The organism is Neobacillus sp. PS2-9, from assembly GCF_030915525.1.
In the GTDB taxonomy this organism is placed as follows: Bacteria; Bacillota; Bacilli; order Bacillales; family Cytobacillaceae; genus Neobacillus.
Map to the genome: position 1 here is coordinate 1,808,969 of NZ_CP133269.1, position 24,297 is coordinate 1,833,265.

The 24,297-nt window shown below is 36.8% G+C and carries 28 protein-coding genes and 1 riboswitch; of the genes, 24 read left to right on the forward strand and 4 right to left on the reverse strand.

What is annotated here, in order from left to right; all coding sequences use genetic code 11:
* Nucleotides 1-217: 217 nt before the first annotated feature.
* The 4 genes from sigX to RCG25_RS09010 all read left to right on the forward strand — a co-directional run bounded on the left by sigX (nucleotide 218) and on the right by RCG25_RS09010 (nucleotide 3,873).
* The gene (gene sigX, locus RCG25_RS08995; protein ID WP_308083339.1) at nucleotides 218-769 is read left to right on the forward strand and encodes an RNA polymerase sigma factor SigX; all 552 of its coding nucleotides are present in this window, start codon (nucleotides 218-220) and stop codon (nucleotides 767-769) included.
* Nucleotides 744-1,937, forward strand: coding sequence for a hypothetical protein (locus tag RCG25_RS09000; protein WP_308083340.1), 1,194 nt, complete (start codon nucleotides 744-746; stop codon nucleotides 1,935-1,937). Before sigX ends, RCG25_RS09000 begins: the two co-directional genes overlap by 26 nt.
* Nucleotides 1,938-2,105: 168 nt before the next feature.
* On the forward strand, nucleotides 2,106-2,873 hold the full coding sequence (locus RCG25_RS09005) for a peptidoglycan DD-metalloendopeptidase family protein (protein WP_308083341.1): 768 nt from the start codon (nucleotides 2,106-2,108) through the stop codon (nucleotides 2,871-2,873).
* A 124-nt stretch (nucleotides 2,874-2,997) separates the two neighbouring features.
* Nucleotides 2,998-3,128: riboswitch (FMN riboswitch) on the forward strand.
* 160 nt (nucleotides 3,129-3,288) lie between these two features.
* Nucleotides 3,289-3,873, forward strand: coding sequence for an ECF transporter S component (locus RCG25_RS09010; RefSeq protein ID WP_308083342.1), 585 nt, complete (start codon nucleotides 3,289-3,291; stop codon nucleotides 3,871-3,873).
* 299 nt (nucleotides 3,874-4,172) lie between these two features.
* Here RCG25_RS09010 and RCG25_RS09015 read toward each other — a convergent pair whose 3' ends face one another.
* Entirely contained in the window at nucleotides 4,173-4,421 is a 249-nt protein-coding gene (locus RCG25_RS09015; protein WP_063251244.1) for a ferredoxin, read from the reverse strand.
* Between the two features lie 258 nt (nucleotides 4,422-4,679).
* Between RCG25_RS09015 and RCG25_RS09020 the strand changes: the two genes are divergently transcribed.
* The 5 genes from RCG25_RS09020 (at nucleotide 4,680) to RCG25_RS09040 (ending at nucleotide 9,076) form a co-directional block, all read left to right on the forward strand.
* Nucleotides 4,680-5,726 (forward strand): YpbB family protein, encoded by a 1,047-nt coding sequence (locus RCG25_RS09020; protein ID WP_308083343.1) that lies wholly within the window; start codon nucleotides 4,680-4,682, stop codon nucleotides 5,724-5,726.
* Nucleotides 5,717-7,225, forward strand: coding sequence for a RecQ family ATP-dependent DNA helicase (locus RCG25_RS09025; RefSeq protein WP_308083344.1), 1,509 nt, complete (start codon nucleotides 5,717-5,719; stop codon nucleotides 7,223-7,225). The genes RCG25_RS09020 and RCG25_RS09025 overlap by 10 nt, the downstream gene beginning before the upstream one ends.
* Nucleotides 7,222-7,830: a CPBP family intramembrane glutamic endopeptidase gene (locus RCG25_RS09030; protein ID WP_308083345.1), complete on the forward strand. Its 609-nt coding sequence runs from the start codon at nucleotides 7,222-7,224 to the stop codon at nucleotides 7,828-7,830. The genes RCG25_RS09025 and RCG25_RS09030 overlap by 4 nt, the downstream gene beginning before the upstream one ends.
* Nucleotides 7,823-8,530 (forward strand): LysM peptidoglycan-binding domain-containing protein, encoded by a 708-nt coding sequence (locus tag RCG25_RS09035; protein WP_308083346.1) that lies wholly within the window; start codon nucleotides 7,823-7,825, stop codon nucleotides 8,528-8,530. Before RCG25_RS09030 ends, RCG25_RS09035 begins: the two co-directional genes overlap by 8 nt.
* A gap of 90 nt (nucleotides 8,531-8,620) precedes the next feature.
* Nucleotides 8,621-9,076 carry a DUF2663 family protein gene (locus RCG25_RS09040; RefSeq protein ID WP_308083347.1) on the forward strand — a complete coding sequence of 152 codons (456 nt, stop codon included), beginning with the start codon at nucleotides 8,621-8,623 and terminating at the stop codon, nucleotides 9,074-9,076.
* 222 nt (nucleotides 9,077-9,298) lie between these two features.
* Here RCG25_RS09040 and cotJC read toward each other — a convergent pair whose 3' ends face one another.
* The 3 genes from cotJC to RCG25_RS09055 all read right to left on the reverse strand — a co-directional run bounded on the left by cotJC (nucleotide 9,299) and on the right by RCG25_RS09055 (nucleotide 10,418).
* Nucleotides 9,299-9,868 (reverse strand): spore coat protein CotJC, encoded by a 570-nt coding sequence (cotJC, locus tag RCG25_RS09045; protein ID WP_308083348.1) that lies wholly within the window; start codon nucleotides 9,866-9,868, stop codon nucleotides 9,299-9,301.
* Nucleotides 9,869-9,930: 62 nt separating this feature from the next.
* Nucleotides 9,931-10,191, reverse strand: coding sequence for a spore coat protein CotJB (locus RCG25_RS09050; protein ID WP_308083349.1), 261 nt, complete (start codon nucleotides 10,189-10,191; stop codon nucleotides 9,931-9,933).
* Nucleotides 10,188-10,418 carry a spore coat associated protein CotJA gene (locus tag RCG25_RS09055; protein WP_308083350.1) on the reverse strand — a complete coding sequence of 77 codons (231 nt, stop codon included), beginning with the start codon at nucleotides 10,416-10,418 and terminating at the stop codon, nucleotides 10,188-10,190. Before RCG25_RS09055 ends, RCG25_RS09050 begins: the two co-directional genes overlap by 4 nt.
* A gap of 146 nt (nucleotides 10,419-10,564) precedes the next feature.
* Here RCG25_RS09055 and RCG25_RS09060 point away from each other — a divergent pair, with 146 nt between their 5' ends.
* From RCG25_RS09060 to fni, 15 genes are all read left to right on the forward strand, one after another.
* Nucleotides 10,565-11,197 carry a CBS domain-containing protein gene (locus tag RCG25_RS09060; RefSeq protein ID WP_308083351.1) on the forward strand — a complete coding sequence of 211 codons (633 nt, stop codon included), beginning with the start codon at nucleotides 10,565-10,567 and terminating at the stop codon, nucleotides 11,195-11,197.
* Between the two features lie 61 nt (nucleotides 11,198-11,258).
* Entirely contained in the window at nucleotides 11,259-11,627 is a 369-nt protein-coding gene (locus RCG25_RS09065; protein ID WP_308083352.1) for a hypothetical protein, read from the forward strand.
* A 23-nt stretch (nucleotides 11,628-11,650) separates the two neighbouring features.
* Nucleotides 11,651-12,427 (forward strand): metallophosphoesterase, encoded by a 777-nt coding sequence (locus tag RCG25_RS09070; protein ID WP_374121039.1) that lies wholly within the window; start codon nucleotides 11,651-11,653, stop codon nucleotides 12,425-12,427.
* A gap of 79 nt (nucleotides 12,428-12,506) precedes the next feature.
* Nucleotides 12,507-13,091: a genetic competence negative regulator gene (locus RCG25_RS09075; protein WP_308083354.1), complete on the forward strand. Its 585-nt coding sequence runs from the start codon at nucleotides 12,507-12,509 to the stop codon at nucleotides 13,089-13,091.
* Between the two features lie 246 nt (nucleotides 13,092-13,337).
* Nucleotides 13,338-14,615, forward strand: coding sequence for a Glu/Leu/Phe/Val family dehydrogenase (locus RCG25_RS09080; protein ID WP_308083355.1), 1,278 nt, complete (start codon nucleotides 13,338-13,340; stop codon nucleotides 14,613-14,615).
* 120 nt (nucleotides 14,616-14,735) lie between these two features.
* A complete protein-coding gene (locus RCG25_RS09085; RefSeq protein WP_308083356.1) occupies nucleotides 14,736-15,707 on the forward strand; it encodes a YpdA family putative bacillithiol disulfide reductase in 972 nt (323 codons plus the stop codon).
* A gap of 6 nt (nucleotides 15,708-15,713) precedes the next feature.
* Nucleotides 15,714-16,670: an asparaginase gene (locus tag RCG25_RS09090; RefSeq protein ID WP_308083357.1), complete on the forward strand. Its 957-nt coding sequence runs from the start codon at nucleotides 15,714-15,716 to the stop codon at nucleotides 16,668-16,670.
* Nucleotides 16,671-16,744: 74 nt separating this feature from the next.
* Nucleotides 16,745-17,434 carry a glutamic-type intramembrane protease PrsW gene (gene prsW, locus RCG25_RS09095; protein WP_308083358.1) on the forward strand — a complete coding sequence of 230 codons (690 nt, stop codon included), beginning with the start codon at nucleotides 16,745-16,747 and terminating at the stop codon, nucleotides 17,432-17,434.
* A gap of 99 nt (nucleotides 17,435-17,533) precedes the next feature.
* Nucleotides 17,534-18,415: a spore cortex-lytic enzyme gene (gene sleB, locus RCG25_RS09100; protein ID WP_374121040.1), complete on the forward strand. Its 882-nt coding sequence runs from the start codon at nucleotides 17,534-17,536 to the stop codon at nucleotides 18,413-18,415.
* A gap of 14 nt (nucleotides 18,416-18,429) precedes the next feature.
* On the forward strand, nucleotides 18,430-19,779 hold the full coding sequence (ypeB, locus tag RCG25_RS09105) for a germination protein YpeB (protein WP_308083359.1): 1,350 nt from the start codon (nucleotides 18,430-18,432) through the stop codon (nucleotides 19,777-19,779).
* Between the two features lie 92 nt (nucleotides 19,780-19,871).
* Nucleotides 19,872-20,051, forward strand: coding sequence for a YpfB family protein (locus RCG25_RS09110; protein WP_308083360.1), 180 nt, complete (start codon nucleotides 19,872-19,874; stop codon nucleotides 20,049-20,051).
* 403 nt (nucleotides 20,052-20,454) lie between these two features.
* Nucleotides 20,455-21,129 carry a (d)CMP kinase gene (gene cmk / locus RCG25_RS09115; protein ID WP_308083361.1) on the forward strand — a complete coding sequence of 225 codons (675 nt, stop codon included), beginning with the start codon at nucleotides 20,455-20,457 and terminating at the stop codon, nucleotides 21,127-21,129.
* Nucleotides 21,130-21,131: 2 nt separating this feature from the next.
* On the forward strand, nucleotides 21,132-21,713 hold the full coding sequence (locus tag RCG25_RS09120) for a lysophospholipid acyltransferase family protein (RefSeq protein ID WP_308083362.1): 582 nt from the start codon (nucleotides 21,132-21,134) through the stop codon (nucleotides 21,711-21,713).
* 352 nt (nucleotides 21,714-22,065) lie between these two features.
* Complete coding sequence (gene rpsA, locus RCG25_RS09125; RefSeq protein WP_308083363.1) at nucleotides 22,066-23,205, forward strand: 30S ribosomal protein S1; 1,140 nt, start codon at nucleotides 22,066-22,068, stop codon at nucleotides 23,203-23,205.
* Between the two features lie 12 nt (nucleotides 23,206-23,217).
* Nucleotides 23,218-24,270, forward strand: a complete 1,053-nt coding sequence (fni, locus tag RCG25_RS09130) for a type 2 isopentenyl-diphosphate Delta-isomerase (protein ID WP_308083364.1) — start codon at nucleotides 23,218-23,220, stop codon at nucleotides 24,268-24,270.
* Nucleotides 24,271-24,297 lie beyond the last annotated feature (27 nt).

Sequence of the window (24,297 nt, forward strand, 5' to 3'; positions counted from 1 at the left end):
TGCCGATTCATCTTGATTCACGGGAAACAATTAAAGCGAGAGTAATTAAATAGAAACGAAGATGCTCATCTAATTGATGGGCATCTTTTAATTTTTAATCCATAAAATTAACTTCCAGCAAATTCCTTCCTTTTTACTCCAAAAAAGACTATATTTATAAGGTGTAACCTTTTATACATATCTATCGACTAATATTATTGAACGGGGAGGGGAATTGATGGACTCCGTTTTCGATGAACTTTATCAAAAATATCATCATGACGTTTTTCAATTTCTATTTTATATGGTCAGAAATAAAGAGCATGCTGAAGATCTTGTCCAAGAGGTCTATATAAGGGTATTTAAGTCCTATAATCGTTTTGAAGGAAAAAGTAGCGAAAAGACCTGGCTATACTCGATTGCGAGAAATGTTGCCATCGACTTTTTTCGTAAGCAAAAGGGCTGGAAGGAAAGATTACTCGAAAAATTTGATTGGTCAACCAGTCAAGTTAAAGACGAATTTCCAATACCAGAAGAAATTACAGTTCAACGAGAAGAAATTAAATGGGTATACAAATGTCTTGAATATTGCACGATGGACCAAAGAGCAGTTATTATATTGCGTTACCTACAGGATTTATCCATTTCAGAAACGGCCCAAGCATTAGGATGGACGGAAAGTAAGGTTAAAACCACCCAACACCGCTCCTTAAAGGTATTAAAGAGGCATATGGAAATGTTTTATGAAAAGGAGGGATTAATTAGTGAAAAAGTCGGAGTGGAGCGATAGAGAGCTCGAAGAATTATTAATGCAAATGCCAAAAATAAAGGATCATCGTAATCCTCGTGATATATACCAAAATCTTTCCCTAAATAGGCGAAAAACTAAAACATGGCTGTTACCGAGTTTGGCTACTGCAGCTGCATTGCTTCTATTTTTCATTTTGGTCCCTAAACTAATGGATGGAGCCCATTCTTCTTCTGATAAACAAGCAGAAATGACCTCGTTCAACACAGAAATAAAAGATGCCGATCAAAAGAAAAATTCGACTTTTGCCATGGATAAAGGTAAACCTTCATCAAAAGAAAAGGCACTGTCAGGAACTCCTAAAAATGAGGTTATGACAGCGAGTACTGTAAAAACAGCCATCTATGCAGACGATGTTGGTAATGGAAAGGTGTTAACGTACTGGATTCCAGACCCGCAAGGACAGATACTAATACCCGTTTCAACGGTTGTAGCAACATCTGATAATGAATCATGGCTGACACTATATAATGAAAATATGGCAAACTTAAATGAGGAAGAATGGGGACTTACCGATTTTTATCCACTAAATGTTACGATGAGTGTAAATTCAGACCACACTACCATTCAAGTCGATGCTCCTCTAAATCATCAGTACGGACAAGGTTCAACTAATGAAACCAACTTTATTAATGTGATAAATAAGGATATATCTTCGAACAGTGATATAAAAAAAGTAAAATTTTCAACGAACGGTGAACCGGGAATTGAATTGGGTAATTTCGGTAATAAACAGGAAATAGATATTAATGCAATAAAGAATCATGGGTATTTCTTTTATTACCCTACAGGAAGTGATGTTCCATTCCTAACACCGTCAACAACTACCTATACTGATATTAACAAAGCTTTAGATGCAATGAAAACGGATCAAACAGAATTAGGTCTAACGGGTTCTCTTTCACCATTGTTGCCGATTAGTGACGTTTCTATTACAGATAAGACCTTAGTTCTATCATTTAAGGGGAATACTACTTTACAGAATAACCAAATGACAGTATCTGCATTTGAAGCCTTATTACTAACTGCTAAAGATTTTGGTTTAGAAAAAGTAGTAGTTAAGGATTCTCCGATTTTGCAATTGGGTCCATTTGATTTAACAAAGGAAAACCAAGTACCAGTAGCTCCGAATTTGCGTTCAATCCAATAAATGAAAAAGGTCAACCGTTTTAGGTTGATTTTTTTTGTATAAAATAACAATGGTCTCCAAATTATAACAAGTATGTGCAATTCCCTCTTCAAAAACCAATATGTTCTAAATAGAAGGGTTTTAACATAGTGTGGAGGAGAGGAAAAGTTTAAGGAGGAAAAGAAAGGAATGCGTGACTACATAAAGAGGTTTCTTATTGCCATAATTATGGCGCTTTGTGTCAGTTTATTATTTTTAGGTGGACGACATACAGAGGCAGCAAGTACACCTGAAACGGCTGAAGTTAAAGAGCGCTGGATTTGGCCGTCAGATGGGATTATATCTGACACCTATGGAACAAGAAATGGAAAACATAAAGGTATTGATATTGCCGGAAGCATAGATACTCCTATTCTTGCTGTTGAAGATGGTGTGGTTTTAAAATCCTATTTTTCTACTACATATGGTAATGTGGTATTTATAAAACACCCAAGTAATTTTGTAACAGTATATGCTCATTTAAACAAGAGATATGTTATGGTGGGACAAAGCGTTAAGCAAGGTGATATGATTGGCAAGATGGGAAAAACAGGACAAGCTACAGGAACACACCTTCACTTTGAAACACATCAATTAGAGTGGAGATACGATAAGAAATTTGCGTTGGATCCGGAAGTTCTACTTGGGAAAGCAGATGTGGGTGAAACAGTTCAAGGGGGAGTAGCTAGTATAGGTGATCATATACTAGAGGCTAGTTCACATTTTCACACGAGTGACGATAATAGCAAACTTCAAACAACTGAATCGTCAATAAAGGACACTTATATCGTTAAACAAGGTGATACCTTGTACTCTATTTCAAAGAAAAGAAATACAACTATAAATAAAATTAAAGAATTAAACCAGCTGACCTCTGATTTGATTAGACCAAAACAAATATTAATTATCCAAAAATAGCTAAACCTGCAGACTTTACTTCTGCAGGTTTTTTCAATATATGTTACAAAAAAGAAAAATAGCAAACCTTTTACTTAACAAAATCTTTGTCCTCCATTATAATTAAACTTGTAATTTAATATCGATCTATCTTCGGGGCAGGGTGAAATTCCCGATCGGCGGTATTGAGCATTGCTCTAAGCCCGCGAGCCTGTATGGGCAGGATTTGGTGTGATTCCAAAGCCGACAGTATAGTCTGGATGGGAGAAGATGGAGGTTCTGCAGACGTTCAAAAATGATATCTCAATGGACGTTTATTAAGCGTGCCTTTGTAAACTCCCTCAAGTTAATTGCTTGAGGGTATTTTTATTCTTGAGATCGTCTTTTTGCTGAACCTCTCTTCCTAACGTGATGGATCAAAAAAGGAGAGAGGAAGATGGAAAAAATGAAGAAAACGAAGAAAATGAATGTTAAGGCCTATGTTTCAATTGGCATGCTAAGTAGTATTGCATATCTGTTAATGCTACTAAACTTTCCGCTGCCGTTGTTTCCGAACTTTTTATTTGTTGATTTCAGTGATATTCCTGCTTTAATTGCTGCATTAATTTTTGGCCCGATTGCGGGTATATTGGTTGAGTTTTTCAAAAATGTGCTTAACTATCTTGCGACTGGAAGCCAAACGGGAATTCCTGTAGGTCATATTGCTAATTTCCTAGCTGGTATTGTGTTTGTTCTTCCGACATATTATGTATACAACAAACTAAAAACAAAAAAAGGGATGACACTAGCTTTAGTTGTTGGAACCGTCACAATGGCTGTGATTATGAGCATCTTAAATTACATCATCATTTTACCGGCCTATACGGTATTAATGGGATTTCCAGATATGCGAAATCTAGTCGTTCCAGCTATACTGCCTTTTAATATATTGAAGGGTGTAATGATGTCATTCATCTTCATGTTGTTATTTATTCGGATGCAGTCATGGATTAATAAATTTTCAATCATTAAAGGGGCATAAAAAAGACAAAGGTCCATTTTCGGGCCTTTGTCTTTTTTTTTAGGCTCTGTTACTTGCCTGTTGATTTCCGCTCCAGGCACGAGCGGTTCGTGGGTGTTTCGGCGAGCCTCCTCGGCGCTAGCGCCTGCGGGGTCTCCCCTGAACCATACTCCCACAGGAGTCTTCGTGCCTTCCGCTCCAAACAACAGGGTGTAAAAATCAACATTGTTCTTTAACACAGCCTTATTTTTAAATAATGGAAAACCCCTCCTATTTTTTTAGGAGGGGTAGTAGCTTAAGAATATATTATTAGCAAAATATTATTCAAATTTAGTTGCATTACCATCAAATGGTTCGTCTGCAACTTTAATTGAATCAGTTGGGCAACCTTCAAATGCATCCATCATATCATCGATTAATACATCTGGAATCTCAACGATACCTTCGTTATCATCAAGTGTTACAAATGCAATACCTTCATCATCGTAATCATAGATATCTGGTGCTGCTGCGCCACATGCACCACAAGCGATACATGTTTCCTTGTCAACAATTGTGTACTTTGCCATGAAAAAAACCTCCCAGTAAATTAACAATAATATTCTTGCTAATTTCCATTGCAAAATGGAAACGCATAACTCATTTCTATTGTAAAACTGTATGGGCAACTTTTCAATAGAAAAATGTTATTATAGCCTTCCATCGGTAAATTGATTTTCTTAAAGTTACACAATTTTCAGCAACAAGTACCTCAATTTCATGTTAAAATAATAATAGAAAAATTGGATATTTTGTCGAATATAAACAGGAAAAAGTGGTGAGGTGGATTGAAGCAGATAGAATCCATTATTCTTTATTGCTTAAAACAACTAAATTGCGAGCGAACAGTTTATTCCATTTTTCATTTACTTAATGGAAAAAAGTCATCTCAAACGATTCAGGATGCCCATCTGTTTTCTTTGAAACATTTTTTTGGTATTTATGAACCCCTAAAGAGAGACACTTTTGAAGAGATTATCCAATCCATGATAAACCAAAATCAAATCTCCTTTCATGGTGATCAGCGATACCATCTTACCACTCATGGGAAGACACTCCTTGAAAAAAATCCACCAACGTCTTATTTGGATGGGTGGAATTATCATTCAATTACAAATTTATTTTGGGAAAGACTATCGTTATTCATTCAGGTTACTTCGAATCTCGTATACGGGGAGAAAAGATATATTCCCATACAAAAAAATAAAGAACACCACCAATGGTTGAAAAGCGTATTAAAAGAGATAAAAATTCCAAAGAAAGAAGTAGGTGAATTGGTTTTTGCTGAATTGGTCAGTTGTTTTGATCATTATAAAGGTGTGGACCCATCCATTTTTGTTTTTCGGCTGACTGGTTTTAAACAGATTGGTTTAACGCCACAACAGACAGCTAGAAAGGTAGAGATGGATGTGCACGATTACCACCTTGCTTTTATTCAAATCCTTCATTATTTAATACAAAAGATTGGACAGGAAGCAGGTCAATTTAGCATTTTACCTTTACTTATTCGCGGCCTTAAACAAACAAATGAATTAACTCTATCATCTAGGAAAACATGGGATTTATTAAATCAGGGATATCCGCTCGACCACATTGCCAATTTTAGACAGTTGAAAATGAGTACTATTGAAGATCATCTTGTTGAATTTGCATTACATGTAAATGATTTTTCCATTGATTCATATGTGAGCAAAAATCTACAAGAGGAGATTTTATCCATTTCTCGAAAATCGGGAACAAGACAACTAAAGGTGATTAAGGACAAATTGAATACAGCAACATATTTTCAAATAAGGTTAGTCTTAGCGAAATATGGTGATAAATCATGGAACTAGAGATACTTTTAGAGAAATATTTTGGTTATCATTCATTTAAAACAGGACAAAAGGAAGTCATTACCTCCTTGCTTGAAGGGAAACACACATTGGCCATGCTCCCAACTGGTACCGGGAAATCATTATGTTACCAGCTTCCTGGTTATATCCTAAAAGGTCAGATTTTAATTGTTTCTCCACTTTTATCCCTTATGCAGGATCAAGTAGAGCAAATGAATCGGTTTGGAGAAAAAAGGGTCGTTGCATTGAATTCCTTTCTTCCTGTAGAAGAAAGGAACAAAGTGCTGAATCGGTTGAACAATTATAAATATATATTTATTTCTCCTGAAATGCTGGCGATTCCATTTATTATTAGAAGGCTTCAACAGCTTACCGTTTCATTGTTCGTAGTGGATGAGGCTCATTGTATTTCACAATGGGGCTTTGATTTTCGACCAGATTATTCAAAACTAGGGGATATTCGTCAAAAACTGGGAAATCCCTTAACATTAGCACTAACGGCTACTGCTACTATGAATGTAAGGGAAGATATTATTTCATCACTTGGGTTGGAAGTGGTTAATAAAATTGAATCAACGATTGATCGTCCGAATATTTCTTTTTATGTTGAAGAATTGGCTAATTTCGATGAAAAGCAGAATCGTATAGTTGAACTTGTCTCTAAAGTGCAGAAACCTGGAATCATTTATTTTTCAAGTAAAAAAATTGCCGAACAAGTGGCTTCTTTATTAGTTGAAAAAGGAATCTGTCAGGCTATGGCCTATCATGGGGGACTGGAGCAAAACACAAGAATTCTGATCCAACAACAATTTATTAATGATCAACTAGATGTAATATGTGCAACAAGTGCTTTTGGAATGGGAGTGAATAAGGAAAATATTCGTTTTATTATTCATTATCACATGCCAATGCAAATGGAGTCTTATCTTCAGGAGATTGGACGTGCAGGGCGAGATGGCAGTCCTAGTATTGCGATTCTCCTATATTCTCCAGGTGATGAACAACTACCAATTCAGCTTGCGGAGGGTGAGCTTCCATCAGTACAGCAAATAGATTGGTTGTTCCAGCAAATTATGCAAACCCAACAGTTAGACAATGGTGGAATTAATCTCCATAGTGACTTAAGAGATTACGGAGGCTTTACTGAGATACAGTGGAGAATACTTGAGGAGTTAATACACCATAGATATAAACCGGGTATCAGTATTAACACTTTACGAGATACAATTTCAGAGTTTGTTAAAGAAAGAATAAGAATCAAAAAAAGTAATATTTTTCAAATGAGAAAATGGATTGAATCAACGACGTGCAGGCGTGAATTAATCCTGGAATATTTTGAAGAAACACTCACCTCCAAGGTTTCATTATGCTGCGATAGATGTGGGATTCATCTAGAGAGCTATGAATCAAACGGAAAGCTTTCATTAGGAAGACACAGTGAGGGAGACTGGAAGGATTATTTAGCCAAAATTTTATTAAATAGCGAGATGAGTGAATGAAAGAGAAGTATAACGAATTAATCGCCAGCTTAACTGATAAAGAGCTACTTAAACATTTATATTTAACACAGGTCATTCTTTTAGTCATTTCTTTCATTTTAGGGCTATTTTTATTTGACCATTTTTCTTATCTAAAGTCTTTTGATTTAATGGATCGGAACATAATTGTAATAGGTATTCCTGCAGGTGTGGCAGTAGTCATCATAGATATAATATTAATGAGAATTTTGCCTTCTTCTTTTTATGATGATGGGGGATTGAATGAAAGAATTTTTAAGAATAAATCGGTCCCTCATATCTTTTTCATTGCGGCATTTGTAGCATTTAGTGAAGAATTACTTTTTAGAGGGATTATACAAACAAAGGTTGGACTACTATTTGCCAGTATTATTTTTGCTATCATTCATTATCGATACCTTTTTAATTGGTTCTTGTTTTTAAATATTATTGTCCTTAGCTTTTTAATCGGAAGTATTTATGCTTTTACAAATAACTTAGTTGTTACAATTACTATGCATTTTGTCATTGATTTTCTCTTAGGTATATATATAAAATTTAAACGTTCACCAATTGATGTCCAACATGAGGGGGGTCTCCATGAATAAAGAAGAACCATATAGGGACCAAGCGGAAAGGTTAAAACAACGAATCCAAAAAATAAATGAAAAAGTGGAGTACGGTGATGAATTACCACCACGAGAACAAATCCATCGGCAAAAAAAGAAGAAAACAAAATGGAAGCTAAGATTTCCTGTGATTCGATTATTAGTCGTATGCTTTATCCTTTTACCTATTATTATCTTTAGTGTTATTTCATATCGTGATAACGGTAAAAAAATCTTAGGTACAGAAAAAACCTCAAGCGATTCTATCGGATATGAAACCATTAATCTCGACAATAATGAAGATGAAAGCAAGGCGGATTCTGTAAAAACTGAGGATCATATTCAAAACGATTCAAATGTGAGTAGTCCTAAGGAACAAAGTGAAGTTCCTTTGGTAGAAGAGAAATCAACCGATGATAGTAGTCAGCAACCCACCCAGAGTGTGCCTGCTAGTTCTAATAAAGCCCCGGGTGATCAACAACAAACAGATAAAAACAGTAGTACACAAACAGTAACAAAAAAGACAGAGCCCACTGTAAGAGTAAAATATCATAAGGTCCAGCCTGGTGAGGGTCTATTTCGAATTGCAATGGATTATTACCAGTCTCAAAAAGGGATAGACATTATTAAAAAGGCGAACAATTTAACCAGTGAAAATATTTATGCTGGTCAAGTGTTAAAAATCCCATTAAACAACTAACCGATCATCCTTTGGTCGGTTTTTTTATGGAAAAAAACATATTGTGAAGGACAAGTTCATAAGTATATATGGAGAAATGGAGGGATAAGAATGGATTCTCCAATCCAATTACTTGAACATACCGACCAAGCAACTAAACAAATGTTAGAAAACGTGAGAAAACGGAAAAAAAAGTTTGATGATACAAAACTATGGCATTATATTTCGATATATGCGACTCTTTCCCTTGCTTTAATCTTTATGGCGTATTTTTATTTTACGATTTATCTGCATTTTTCTTATTCTTTTTTAGCTGTATTATCCGCAACTATCAATGATTCATTCAGTGTGTCGCTTTTATCAATCGTGCTTATTGGACTAGGGTCCATGAATGTGTTAAAACAACAAAAAGAGAAGAAGGAAAAGGAATATCAGGAACTAAGATGTGAAATTGTCGATCGGAGCAAAGATTTATGGAAAAAGGAAGATGAATGGAAGAATCGTCATGTTGTGTTTGAAACTATGAAGAAAAAATACGATATTAACCTCTACCACGAAAAAAAATAAGAAGCAGAGTCGTTTCTGCTTCTTATTTTCATTAGGCTGTGTTAACGAACAATATTGATTTTTACACCCTGTTGATTGGAGCGGAAGGCACGAAGACTCCTGTGGGAGTATGGTTCAGGGGAGCCCCCGCAGGCGCATGCGCCGAGGAGGCTCGCCGAAACACCCACGGAAAGCGAAGTGCCTGGAGCGGAAATCAACAGGCAAGTTTAACAAAGCCTTTCATTAAAAAAATTTTTTCTTGTCGCGTTCTTCCTTTAATATCTCCACAGCTTCACGGAAGCGAAGGGAGTGAATAATCTCACGTTCACGTAAAAATCGAAGACTATCATTAATATCCGGATCATCACTTATGTTTATTAACCATTGATAAGTAGCCCGTGCCTTTTCTTCTGCCGCAATATCCTCGTATAAGTCAGCAATAGGATCTCCTTTAGCCGTAATATATGTTGCTGTCCACGGTACTCCCGCAGCATTATGATAGTACAAGGCACTGTCATGATCGACATAATGTTCCCCTAGTCCAGCGGCTTTTAATTGCTCTGGTGTTGCATCTTTCGTTAATTTATAGACCATTGTAGCAATCATTTCGAGGTGAGCAAATTCTTCTGTTCCGATATCTGTAAGAAGCCCAATTACCTTATCAGGAATAGTATATCTTTGGTTTAAGTACCGGAGGGCAGCGGCAAGTTCTCCATCTGCACCTCCATATTGCTCAATTAAATACTTTGCTAATGTTGGATTACATGTGCTCACTCGTACAGGGTATTGAAGTTTTTTTTCGTAAATCCACATGAATGAAAATCCCTCCTTTTTAAACTTTTTTCAGTAACCGGCTCCGATACAACTGTTCAATACTAAACCTGCCAAGGCCATGGTGTGTCATCCCAGTTCCAAGGATAGCCAGAGTAACTGTTCCCGTATTGCAACAAGGGACCAAATTGACTTTCAAATTGCTTTTTCAATCGTTTTCTTTCTTTTGCATAATGATTGAATTGATTAATAGCTTCAAGGTCATCGTTATGTGTGTCTAAGTATAGGGTTAGCTCGACTAAAACAAAGTCAACTGCTTGGAGCTGTTCCATTAATTGATAATATTCAGCGGGTACCTGTTTCATGTGGATAGACCCCCTTGCGCTTTTTCAGAAGAATTAAAGTAAGGATCATAAAGGTCCTTCCATAACGTTCCAGCTTTAAGTGCATCTAGTGGAGAAAATTGTGGAAGGTTCGGTGGCTGGAATCCCATATATAAATGAGGTGGAGTGGAATAAGTTTTTTCTAGTATTGGCTCACAAGGGTCGAACGGACTCACGTAAGGATGATATGTTTTAAAATGAGTATTCATTGTAGCCCTCCCTATATTCAACATCAATTAATCTTATGAAAAAAATATCGTTTCATGACATAAAACTTTAAGATATTAAAGGGTTTTATTATCTGTTTGTAGAAGTATAATGAGAAGAATGGATTATTATTTTGAGGTGATGGGAATTGTTCGTAAAAAATATAATGATACCAAAGCATGAGTGTTATACCGCACAGGATAATATAACGTTGAAGGATGCTTTGGACATGTTAGAGAATTATCAGATTGACGGATTACCTGTCTTACATGGAGATCAATATTTAGGGGTAGCGACCAGATATAAGATCTATGAAAACTATTTTCTTTCCAATAAACAAAAGGAAGAGTATTTAACCTCGACTTTTGTTAAAGATGTTGTTACACACCAGGATAAGTTTTTGCAAGGTGAGGAACTATTTGAGAAAACACTCATTGACCTGAAGGATTTTCCTTTATTGGCAGTAGTGGATTCAACTAAAAAATTCCTTGGAGTGGTGACTCGTTCTGATGTCATTAGCTCTTTTGAAAGTGCTTTTGGAGTAAATCGTCCAGGTGTTAGAATTGCATTCACTTCAGTTGAAACGGAAGGTCGTATTGCCCGCTTATCTGAAATTGCCCATCACTTCCATGAACATATCATTTCACTTGTAACATTTGATGAAACTGATAAATTAGTGAGAAGAATCGTTATGAAGATTGAAAAGAAAGACAATATCGACAGGTTTACGAAAAAGCTAGAAGAGCATGGTTTTCGTATCTTGAGTATTCAAGAAGACTAATTACCTCCAAATCGGTAAAGAAATAAAATCCCTCTCATACATTTATATGGGAGGGATTTTCATGTATTTTAATGTAGTTATGCTGCTAGTCACTTTCTTATCCGGCTATTTAACAATCAAATGGATACCAATTACACATCCGTTCGTCCTATCTGATTTTTTTATTAGTCTTGTTGTGAATCCAATAAAATTTTTTGCTGCTTCTTTAGCTTTTTTTATCGGAATCATCTGTGTGGGAATTCAAATTCGAATGATCATACATACAGCTAAAAGAACCTGGAAAAAAGATTTTCATTTAAAATTGTTATTTTTTTACAAAATTGTAGGACTCTTAGTAGTATTCTTCTTACTTTTTCAATTGGGCTGGGAGCACACGTTTGTTTTTTTTAGTTTAAGTATGGTTTATGGTATTATTTCCGTAAAACAATAAGACAGCAAAGGGGAAAAATGATAATGATTATTTTATTGGTAGTCCTATGCATACTTGGGGCATGCCTACTTGTATATATGTTATTGGAAGCTTTCAGAAATAAAGTTTTGGAACATAAGCTGGTCTTTCCAGACTTTCCGGAATCCTTAGGCAATGTTTCACTGTTTTTTATCTCAGATATACATAGGAGAGAGATTTCAGATACCATTATTAACTTAGTTAAGGGAAAGGCGGATTTTGTTGTAATCGGGGGAGACTTAACAGAAAAAGGTGTATCCTTTGATAAGGTTAAAGCCAATTTAATGAAGTTAAAGCGGGTAGGCCCTGTATATTTTGTTTGGGGAAACAATGACTATGAAGTGGATTATCACGAATTAGATGCTATTTTGCTAGATGCAGGTGTTAAAGTGTTAGATAATACAGCAGTTACCTTTGAATCCAGACTGGGAGAGAAATTATGTTTATTGGGTGTAGATGATTTAAATCAAAACCGAGATCGACTTGATTATGCCCTTCAAGATGCTGAGGAAAGTAGTTTCAAAATTTTAGCATGCCACTATCCAAACATTACTGAGAAGATAGTTCCAGAACACAGTATTCGTCTAGTGTTAAGCGGACATACTCACGGGGGGCAAATACATATTTTTGGTTATAGTCCCTACAAAAGAGGCGGTATTAAAAAGTTAGCAAATACCACACTTCTCATTAGTAACGGATATGGAACGACAGCTCTTCCTCTAAGATTAGGGGCACCTGCTGAAACACACCTAATAACGCTAAGCAGGGAGCAAAAACAATAGGTCTATGTAGACAAATCACCAATAACCCCTTGAGGCATACACTGAAAATAAGAGTTATGTTACGGCAGGGGGCAAAAGCATGCGCTTAGAACGCTTAACGGCCAATAAGATTAAAATATTTTTAACCTCTGATGATTTATTTGAAAGAGGGCTATCGAAAGAAGATATATGGAAGGATTCAAGCAAATGGAACCAGCTCTTTCATGATATGCTTGAAGAGGCAAGTGAGGAGTTTGATGTAGAAATACAAGGTTCAGTGGCAGTTGAGATTTTCTCCCTTCAAGCTCAAGGGATGATATTAATCATTACAGTCGACGATGTAAAAGATGATGATGAAGATTTATTGTATGATGGATTTATTGAAATGCAGGTTAGGCTTGAAGGCTGTGAGGATCTTTTATATGAATTTAAAGACTTTGAGGATATCATAGACCTTTCAAAAAGGTTATCCATTGCAGATATAAGGGGAGGCAGTTTATATATCCTAAATAACCGGTATTATCTTCTGATGGACCAGGTGGATACGACAAAAAAAGAAGTAGCTGCCTGTATATTATCGGAATTTGGAAACCCATCCATCATTAGTACTTACATTCTCGCTGAATATGGCAAAGTAATTGTTGAAAATAAAACAGTGGAAACTATACTTCTATATTTTAAGTGAAATATTATAGTAACATTTTTTTCGAGGGGGCTTCGGTCCCTTCTCTCTGTTTATGGACTAAGAATAACAAAATAGGAGTAGAATTTTATAAGATTCCCTATTAAAATAGGAATGACAGCGTTTACAAGTTTGCGCAATAAATTATCTACATGTGCATTTTTCTTCTTGCATAAATCAATTAAACGTGTATACTTGTCTCTGAAAGCGGACAACATTCGTAAAAGCAATTTCTTAGGAGGATTACAAATGGGAGCCGAAAAAGCTAATGAAAAGACTAATCAAGAGGGAAATCATGATGTGTTGAAATCAACGCAGACGGTTATACATAAGGCCCTTGAAAAATTAGGTTATCCAGAAGAAGTATATGAGCTCTTGAAAGAACCGTTGCGTATGATGACAGTGAAAATTCCAGTAAGAATGGATGACGGTTCTATTAAAATATTTACTGGCTACCGTGCACAACATAACGATGCGGTTGGTCCAACAAAGGGTGGAATCCGTTTCCATCCAGGTGTAACTGAAACAGAAGTGAAAGCCCTTTCCATTTGGATGAGCTTGAAGTGTGGTATAGTTGACCTTCCATACGGTGGTGGTAAAGGTGGTATCGTTTGTGATCCACGTGATATGTCCTTTAGAGAGCTTGAGAGACTAAGCCGAGGATATGTACGAGCAATCAGCCAAATAGTTGGGCCAACGAAAGATATTCCAGCGCCAGACGTATTTACTAACTCGCAAATCATGGCGTGGATGATGGATGAATATAGCCGGATAGATGAATTTAATTCTCCAGGATTTATCACTGGTAAACCCCTTGTCCTAGGTGGATCACATGGACGTGAATCTGCAACTGCGAAAGGTGTAACCATTTGTATACGTGAAGCGGCTAAAAAGAAAGGCATTCAAATTGAAGGTGCCAAGGTTGTTGTTCAAGGGTTCGGAAACGCAGGAAGTTATTTATCAAAATTCATGCACGATGCAGGAGCTATCGTAGTGGGAATTTCTGATGCATATGGTGCCTTGTATGATCCGAATGGTTTGGATATAGATTATCTATTAGATAGACGCGATAGTTTTGGTACGGTTACAAAATTATTTAACAATACCATCACCAATAAAGAATTGTTAGAGCTTGAATGTGATATTCTTGTACCTGCTGCAATTGAAAATCAAATTACTGCAGAAAATGCCCGTAACATTCGTGCAAGCATAGTAGTGGAGGCGGCTAACGGTCCAACCACTTTAGAGGCAACCGAAATCCTAACAGAACGTGGAATTCTACTTGTTCCAGATGTCCTTGCTTCTGCGGGCGGTGTAACAGTATCTTATTTTGAATGGGTTCAAAATAACCAAGGTTACTACTGGTCTGAGGAAGAAGTAGAGGAAAAACTTGAAAAAGTAATGGTTAAATCATTTAAAAGTATTTATGATACAGCTCAAACGCGTCGCATAGATATGCGTCTTGCAGCCTATATGGTTGGGGTTAGAAAAATGGCGGAAGCAAGTCGCTTTAGAGGCTGGATTTAAATAGAAACCTTTTGTTCTTGAAACACTTTAAAAAATCTCCTATCATTATACGGTAGGAGATTTTTTATGTGAAATTACAATCTACTTCATATATTTGAAATTTTAAGGAGATGTACCAAGTTGGAAATTGAAGATGTAATTATAATAGGTGGGGGTCCCTGTGGATTAGCTGCAGCAATTTCATTACAACAAATTGGGAAAAAGCCTTTGATTATTGAAAAGGGAAATCTGGTTAATTCTATATATCATTACCCGACACATCAAACCTTTTTTAGTACAAGTGAAAAATTAGAGATTGGTGAAGTGCCTTTCATAACAGATAGCTACAAACCCAAAAGGAATCAAGCGCTAGTTTACTATAGAGAAGTCGCCAAACGAAAACAATTACGTATTCATTCATTCGAGACGGTTACTAAAGTATCCAGCAGCGGAGAAGTATTTCTAGTTGAAACAAATGTGAGGACATATAGTGCTAGGTATGTTGTTGTAGCAACTGGTTACTATGACCATCCGAATTATATGAAAGTACCGGGGGAAGACCTGCCAAAGGTTTTTCACTATTTTAAGGAAGCTCATCCCTACTTTGACCAAGATGTTTGTGTTATCGGAGGAAAAAACTCTAGTGTGGATGCTGCTATAGAACTTGTTAAGGCAGGTGCAAGGGTGACCGTCCTTTATCGAGGGGAGGACTACTCTCCAAGTATTAAACCATGGATTCTCCCAGAATTTGATTCATTAGTTAAAAACGGTACAATTGTTATGGAATTTCAGGCTCATGTAAAGGAAATTACAGGGGACCATCTTGTTTATGAAAAGGATGGTAAACTACACAAGATTCGAAATGATTTTGTTTTTGCTATGACAGGGTACCATCCAGATCATCAGTTTTTGAAAACAATGGGCATTCAAATTGATGAGGAAACAGGAAGGCCGCTTTTTAACCCGGACACAATGGAGACAAACATAGAGGGAATTTATATTGCAGGTGTCATTGCCGCAGGAAATAATGCAAATGAAATCTTTATTGAAAATGGTAGATTTCATGGTGGGCAAATTGCACAATCAATAGTAGAAAAAGAAGGCAAAGGGTGAGTGCAGATGAATAAGGTGGTATTATTAACAACTGGTGGGACAATTGCTAGTAAACCGAATAAGGATTCAGGTAAATTAGCTTCAGGTGCTATAACAGGGGAAGAACTGGCATCTATGTGTAATTTACCGAATGATATTGAAGTGATAGTCGAATCTGTTTTTCAAAAAGCAAGTATTCATATTACATTTGATGATTTAATAGTCCTAAAGAATAAAATCGAAGAATATTTTAAAGATGAAGCTGTTTCAGGAGTGGTCGTAACACACGGTACGGATACAATGGAGGAAACTGCTTATTTTCTTGATTTAACTATTAATGATTCCAGACCTATTGTTGTTACTGGCTCACAACGTTCTCCCGAAGATCAAGGTAGCGATGTATATATAAATATGCGGCATGCTATTTATTCTGCATGTTCTAGTGATTTGACTGACGTGGGAACAGTTGTTGTTTTTAATGAACGAATCTTTGCTGCTAGATATGTGAAAAAGGAACATGCATCAAATATACAAGGGTTTAATGCTTTTGGTTTTGGATATCTCGGAATTATTGATAATGATAAAGTACAGGTTTTTCAAAAACCAATTAAAAGAGAATATTTTAACATCCAATCATCTATTCCGCAGGTTGAAATTATTAAATGCTACATTGGTGCTGATGGGAAATTTGTTAAGGCTGCTCGAGAAGCGGGTGTTGCGGGTATTGTACTTGAAGGAGTTGGACGAGGTCAGGTAGCCCCGTTAATGATGGAAGAAATTGAAAAGTCGATAGCAGCAGGAATAAAATTAGTGGTCACAACTAGTGCGGAAGAAGGAGCAGTTTATACGACCTATGATTACGAAGGAAGTGCCTATGACCTTTATAAAAAAGGGATAATTCTTGGCAGTGACAATGACTCTAAAAAGGCAAGGATTAAATTGGCAGTCGCCATGGCTAGTGGATTGAAGGATATTCATTTTTGAAAAATCAAACTATCATTTTCTTTATAAAGGTTCCATGATACGATAAAGAAAACGGATTTGAAAAGAGGTTCATCATGCTTGGAATATTATCAGCCGGGATTGCCCCCGGACTGGCCTTACTAAGTTATTTTTATTTAAAAGATGAATACGACTCAGAGCCGATTTCCTTTGTTCTTCGGACATTTCTATATGGAGCACTACTTGTGTTTCCAATTATGTTTGTTCAACATGTGCTTGAAACGGAACATTTATTAAAGTCTGATTTGATTAATGCGTTTCTTAGCTCCAGTCTTCTCGAGGAATTTTTCAAATGGTTTATTCTTTTTTATGCTGTTTACCAGCACGTTGAGTTTGATGAACCTTTTGATGGAATTGTATATGGAGTAGCTGTTTCACTTGGATTTGCAACAGTTGAAAATATTTTTTATCTTTTGGCTAACGGAATTGAACATGCAGTCACTCGTGCACTTTTACCAGTTTCAAGTCATGCCCTTTTTGGGGTTATTATGGGATTTTATATTGGAAAAGCCAAGTTTACTGAGGGGATGAAAGTAAAATGGGTGATTCTCTCGTTACTATTGCCATTTCTTCTCCACGGATCATATGATTTTATATTAATTTCACAAGAACATTGGTTGTTTATTATTTTTCCGTTCATGATTTTCCTATGGTGGTTTGGCTTAAGGAAAGTAAAAAAAGCAAAGGTATTGAGTGCGACTCATATGAAAAAACAGTATTCAGTTCAGAAAACCCTTCACTCTTGAGGGGTTTTTTTAATTATTTGTTTAAAATGGAATAAAAACACCGAGATAACAAAAAATAGGGTTACTGTTAAAAAGATTCATTATGGGGGTTATTATTCCATGTTAAAGAAAAAAATCCTAATCAAATGCTTCTTAGTTATCTTTTTCTTTACTATGCCATTTTCTTTTATGGTAAATCATGAGGCCCATGCTTTTTCCGGCCAAGTCATTCAAAAAGGAGCAGTAGGAGATGATGTCATTGAGTTGCAGTCCAGGCTTCAGTATATTGGCTACTATAATGGGAAAATCGATGGAGTATTTGGATGGAGTACATATTGGGCTTTAAGAAACTTTCAATATGAATTTGGATTACCAATTGATGGATTGGCAGGGACAGGAACAAAGGCTAAACTTGCCAAAGCTAGTAAATATAATGAACAGTTTGTGAAGAAACAAATCAACACAGGTAAAAAGTTTACCCATTATGGCGGGGTTAATCAAAGTAAGCAAACAGCACCTAGTCCAAAAGCGCCAGCCAAAAAGGCGCCTGCAAATAATGGAACAACCAAGTCTCCTGCACCTAAGGCAACAGCACCAAAAGCAGCGGCTTCTAAAAAACCAACCGCAGCAAACACGCCAAATGGGTTTTCACAAAATGATATCCGTTTAATAGCCAATGCTGTTCATGGGGAATCACGTGGAGAACCATATATTGGTCAAGTGGCAGTAGCGGCTGTTATCCTAAACAGGGTTAATAGTTCAACATTTCCTAACACTGTTTCTGGAGTGATATTTGAGCCAGGAGCATTCACTGCGGTGGCTGATGGGCAAATTTGGTTAACCCCAAATGAGAGTTCAAAGAAAGCGGTTATGGATGCGATAAATGGCTGGGATCCAACAGGTGAAGCATTGTATTATTTTAACCCAGACACGGCCACTAGTGGTTGGATTTGGGGTAGACCTCAAATTAAACGAATCGGGAAACATATTTTTTGTAAGTAGAGAGGTGAATAGAATTGATTAGAGGAATATTAATAGGAATACTCGTCGTAGGCGTTGCAGGAACAGCATATTGGGGGTATCAAGAGCACCAGGAGAAAAATGCTATTCTTTTAAATGCGGAAAATAGCTATCAACGAGCATTCCATGACCTTACCTATCAAGTTGATTTATTGCATGATAAAATCGGAACGACTTTGGCAATGAACTCTAGAAAATCACTTTCCCCATCATTAGCCGATGTATGGCGGATTACTTCACAAGCACATAGTGATGTTGGGCAACTTCCATTAACCTTACTCCCGTTTAATAAAACAGAGGAGTTCTTGGCGAAAATTGGTGACTTTAGTTATCGGACAGCTGTCAGAGATTTAGATAAAGAACCGTTATCAAAAAGTGAATATGCATCCTTACAAAAATTATATAAGCAATCAGGTGATATTCAGAATGAGCTAAGAAATGTTCAGCATATGGTTTTAAAAAACAATCTTCGTTGGATGGATGTTGAGTTGGCACTTGCTTCTGGTAAAGAACAGACCGATAATACGATTATTGATGGCTTTAAAGCAGTTGAAAAAACTGTTTCAGGCTATGATGAATCTGACCTAGGTCCTTCTTTTGCTAATATGCAATTAAAGGATGAAAACTTTAAGAAGATTAAAGGAAAAACTATTTCACGTGACGAGGCAGTTAAAATTGCGAAAAAATATATGAATTTCGATGGAAATGCAAAGGTCAAAGTAACGGAAAACGGTAAGGGTTCAAATTACGGTTTTTACAGTGTTTCTATTAAAAATAAACAAACAGGCCAAGAAGCGAGTATGGATATAACGAAAAAGGCTGGACACCCAATTTGGTTTATTAATAATCGAGATATAAAAAAACAGATCATAAGTCTAAATGAGGCTGATAACAAAGCTGCAGCCTTTTTAAAGGAAACAGGTTTTAAAGATTTGGAAGTGTTTGAAAGTACTCAATATGATAATATCGGCGTATTTAACTTTGTTACGAATGTTAATGGAGTGAGGATTTATCCTGAGGCAGTAAAGGTAAAAGTTGCTTTAGATAATGGTGATATTATTGGCGTATCCGCAGATGAATATTTAAAGTCCTTCCAAACTAGGGAAATAGGGAAACCATCAATTACTGTAGAGCAGGCGCGGAGTAAGGTCAATCCTAACTTTAAGGTCATGGAGGACAGGCAAGCAATCATTGTTAATGACCTGAATAAAGAAGTGTTGTGCTACGAGTTCCTGGGGACAATCGGAAACGATACGTATCGGATATTTATCAATGCAGTAAGTGGGATGGAAGAAGAAGTCGAAAAGCTTAATAACGCAGAGGCTATTTACGAAGACGTACTATGAGGAAAAGCTTTGCTTTTCCTCCTTTTCAATTTAGGAATAAAATGAAACAATCACTCCCATACTATCACTATATGGATTCTGGAGTGGTAGGTATGAAAAAAGTTGAGCAAATATTAATGAAAGTGGTTATCATTCAGTTTATTTTTCTGTTTTTATCACAACTAATCTTTCATCAAATGGATGTATTTCCTCAAATTAAGCAATTAACTAAATATGAAGGTGTAAATGAAAATACATTCACAGAGATCCTCCAAACCTTCCAAGGAAAGTAAGAAAGCAGGCCACCCTGCTTTTTTTATTTGGTTGTGTTAAAGAACATTTTTGATTTTTTTACCCTGTTGATTGGAGCGGAAGGCACGAAGATCCTCGAAAATGCTATCGCATTTCCTTCGTGCGGTGTAGATTCAATGAAGCTAATTCAATGTCCTGTGGGAGTATGGTTCAGGGGAGACCCCGCAGGGGCATGCGCCGAGGAGGCTCGCCGAAACACCCACGGAAAGCGAAGTGCCTGGAGCGGAAATCAACAGACAAGTTTAACAAAGCCTTTTATTTATATAAGATTCTATATTAAATAATTCATTTTTAAAATGTTAAAAAAAAGAGGCATTTCTTCATCTTGTGGTAAAATAAATAGAAGAGAAATAAGACGATCATGATGGCCATATAGGAGGATTTATGGAAAAGAAACTATCTATTGCAATTGACGGCCCTGCTGCAGCCGGAAAAAGTACCGTAGCAAAAATTGTAGCCGAAAAACTATCTTACATTTATATTGATACTGGGGCAATGTACCGCTCATTAACATATAAAGCTATTGTGAACCATGTTAATTTAGAAGATGAGGCTTCTTTATTGGACACGCTTTTATCAACTACAATTGATTTACAGCCCTCAGAAAAAGGGCAAATAGTGTATTTAGACAATAAGGATGTAACAGACGAAATTCGGTCTGCAGAAGTAACTAACTCTGTATCTTATGTTGCAAAGCATGAGCAAGTTCGCAAAGAAATGGTTAGAAGGCAGCAAGCATTTGCTGTCGGTGGTGGAGTAGTAATGGATGGACGGGATATTGGTACTCACGTACTACCCAATGCTGAAGTGAAAGTATTCCTCCTTGCAAGTGTAGAGGAAAGAGCAGTCCGTCGTCATAATGAAAACATGCAAAAGGGATACCCATCAGACTTAGAACAATTGAAGGTAGAAATTGCACGAAGAGATAAGATTGATTCAGAGAGAGAAGTAGCACCTTTGAAAAAAGCGGATGATGCAATTGAAATGGATACAACTTCTTTGACCATTCCAGATGTGGTTGAAAAAATAATGGCTCTGGTGCTCGAAAGGATTGGATAAGTGTGACGTTTTATGATTTTGCAAAGTCGGTAGTTTCTGGGGTTTTTAAACCTTGGTACAGAATTGAAGCTATTGGGGTAGAGAACTTTCCTAAAGAAGGCGGAGTTCTACTTTGCTCTAACCATATTCATAATTTTGACCCTATAGTCGTAGGCATTATGGCACCACGTCCTGTTCACTATATGGCGAAAGAAGAGATTTTTCGTGTTCCTGTATTAGGGGACGTTGTAAGAAAATGTAATGCCTTCCCTGTAAAAAGAGGTTTTGGGGATCGTGAGGCATTAAGGTCAGGGTTAAAGGTCTTAAAGGAAGGGAATGTCTTCGGTCTTTTTCCTGAGGGAACAAGAAGTAAGACAGGAGAATTAGGAAAAGGACTTTCAGGAGCAGGTTTTTTCGCTTTAAGGTCTGAAGCTTTTGTGTTACCATGTGCAGTAATTGGCCCATATAAAAGTTTCAGTAAACTGAAGGTGGTATATGGGAAACCAATTGATATGAGTGAAATGAGAGCGGCAAAAGCTTCAGCAGATGAAGTCACTGAATTAATTATGTCAGAAATTCAAAAACTAAAAAATGCGCATCAATAGCTTCTGCTTGACAAAATAGTCTATTTGTAAGAAGTTATTAAAAAGGGATTTTTTTTGAAAATTCTTTTCTTTTGACTGTGTTAAAGAATAGTGTTGATTTTTACACCCTGTTAATTGGAGCGGAAGGCACGAAGACTCCTGTGGGAGTATGGTTCAGGGGAGACCCCGCAGGCGAAAGCGCCGAGGAGGCTCGCCGAAACACCCACGAACCGCTCGTGCCTGGAGCGGAAATCAACAGGCAAATTGAACAGAGCTTTTCTTTTAAGTATGTTTTATATGTGGTGTTTACTGCGTGGTATTCACCAGATCATATATAGACTTTTTCAGTAAAAGGATTAAGGAGGAATACATAATGACTGAAGAACTAAATCAAGTAGAAGTGAAGAGCTTTGAAGTGGGTGACAAAGTAACAGGACAAGTTACTAAAGTCGAGGAAAAGCAAGTGTTAGTGGCTATTCAAGGCAGTAAACTTGATGGGATTATTCCAATTAGTGAGCTTTCAAGTCTGCATATTGAAAAAGCAACTGATGCTGTGTCAGAAGGTCAAGATTTAGAATTAGAAGTCTTAAAGGTTGAAGAAGAAGCACTAATCCTTTCAAAAAGAAAAGTAGATGCTGAAAAGGCATGGGAAAACTTAGAAAAACAATTCCAAAGTGGCGAAGTATTTGAAACTGAAGTGAAGGATGTTGTAAAGGGTGGCCTTGTAGTTGACCTAGGCGTCCGTGGTTTTGTACCTGCCTCACTAGTGGAAGCACACTTTGTAGAGGATTTCAGCGATTATAAAGGACGTACACTTACTTTTAAAATTGTTGAACTCGATAAGGAAAAAAATCGTTTAATCCTCTCACACCGAGCTGTTGTAGAAGAAGAAAAAGGAAAACAAAAGCAAGATCGTATTGGAGCATTGCAAGTTGGCCAAGTAATCGAAGGTACGGTTCAAAGGATTACTGATTTCGGTGCTTTCGTCGATATTGGTGGTATTGATGGTCTTGTTCATATCTCCCAATTATCTTACGAACATGTTGATAAACCTACAGACGTTGTCCATGAGGGGCAAAAAGTTCAAGTGAAAGTGTTAAGTATTGATAGAGATAATGAAAGAATTTCCTTATCAATAAAAGAGACTTTACCTGGACCATGGTCAAACATTTCCGAAAAAGCACCAAAAGGAAGTATTTTAGATGGTGTAGTAAAAAGATTAGTATCTTATGGTGCTTTTGTAGAGGTGTTCCCTGGTGTAGAAGGACTTGTTCACATTTCTCAAATTGCACATAAGCATATTGGTACACCACACGAGGTACTAAAAGAAGGGCAAGAAGTAAAAGTAAAAGTGCTTGATGCAAATGAACAGGATCAAAGATTATCACTTAGTATTAAAGAACTGCTCGAGAAAGAGTTTGAAGAAAACTTTGATTATGAGCTTCCAGAAGAGTCAAAAGGCTTCCAATTAGGTGAAATGATTGGCGATAAATTAAAGAATCTAGGAAAATAATGGTGATATTAAGTGTCTAGATCGGAACGAAAATGGGATCACATTCGCTTTGCCCTTCAAAAAAGGCAAAACAGCTTACCTTTTTTTGATGATATTAAATTTATTCATCAAAGCTTACCAGATATCAGTGTGTCCGATGTACGATTAGACCACAAAATTGGCGAACTTTCTTTAAGTTCGCCAATTTTTATCAATGCGATGACTGGCGGCGGCGGTGAAAAAACGTATCGAATTAACCAAGAATTGGCGATGATAGCTAGCCAGATGGGATTAGCTATGGCAGTTGGTTCACAAATGTCTGCACTGAAAGATAAAAGTGAGCGGTTTACTTATGAAATCGTCCGAAAAGAGAATCCAAAGGGGATTCTTATAGCTAATCTCGGCAGTGAAGCAACAGTTGAAAATGCTAAAGCGGCAATTGATATGATTGAAGCAAATGCATTACAAATACATTTAAATGTTATTCAAGAATTAACCATGCCTGAGGGAGACCGAGATTTTTCAGGTGCCTTAAAAAGAATTGAAACCATTGTCGAACATGTTGATGTACCTGTAATTGTTAAAGAGGTTGGTTTTGGTATGGCTAAAGAAACGGTCCAATCCCTTATTTCTGTAGGGGTAGCTGCAGTGGATGTGGGAGGTGCCGGGGGAACGAATTTTGCGGAGATAGAAAATAAACGTAGAGAAAAAGCCCTGCCGTTTTTCCACCAATGGGGTATTCCAACACCGGTATCAATCATAGAAGCCTCTACTGTACATCAAGCATCAATTATAGGCTCTGGTGGGTTTTTATCAGCTAGTGATTTAGCAAAGGGGTTAGCCATCGGTGCGAACGCAATCGGATTTGCCGGACATTTTTTACGCATTCTTGTAGAAAATGGAATGGAATCCTTGTATAACGAAGTGGAATCCCTTCATTACGAGTTAAAATTGATTATGACTGCTTTAGGAGCTAATTCTATTTCAGACTTACAAAGAGCACCTCTCATGATTACAGGTGAAACCTTCCATTGGCTTAGCCAGAGGGGAATAGAAACGAAACGCTTTAGCCAGCGTTCGATATAATAAAGCTCTCGCATCTGCGAGAGCTTT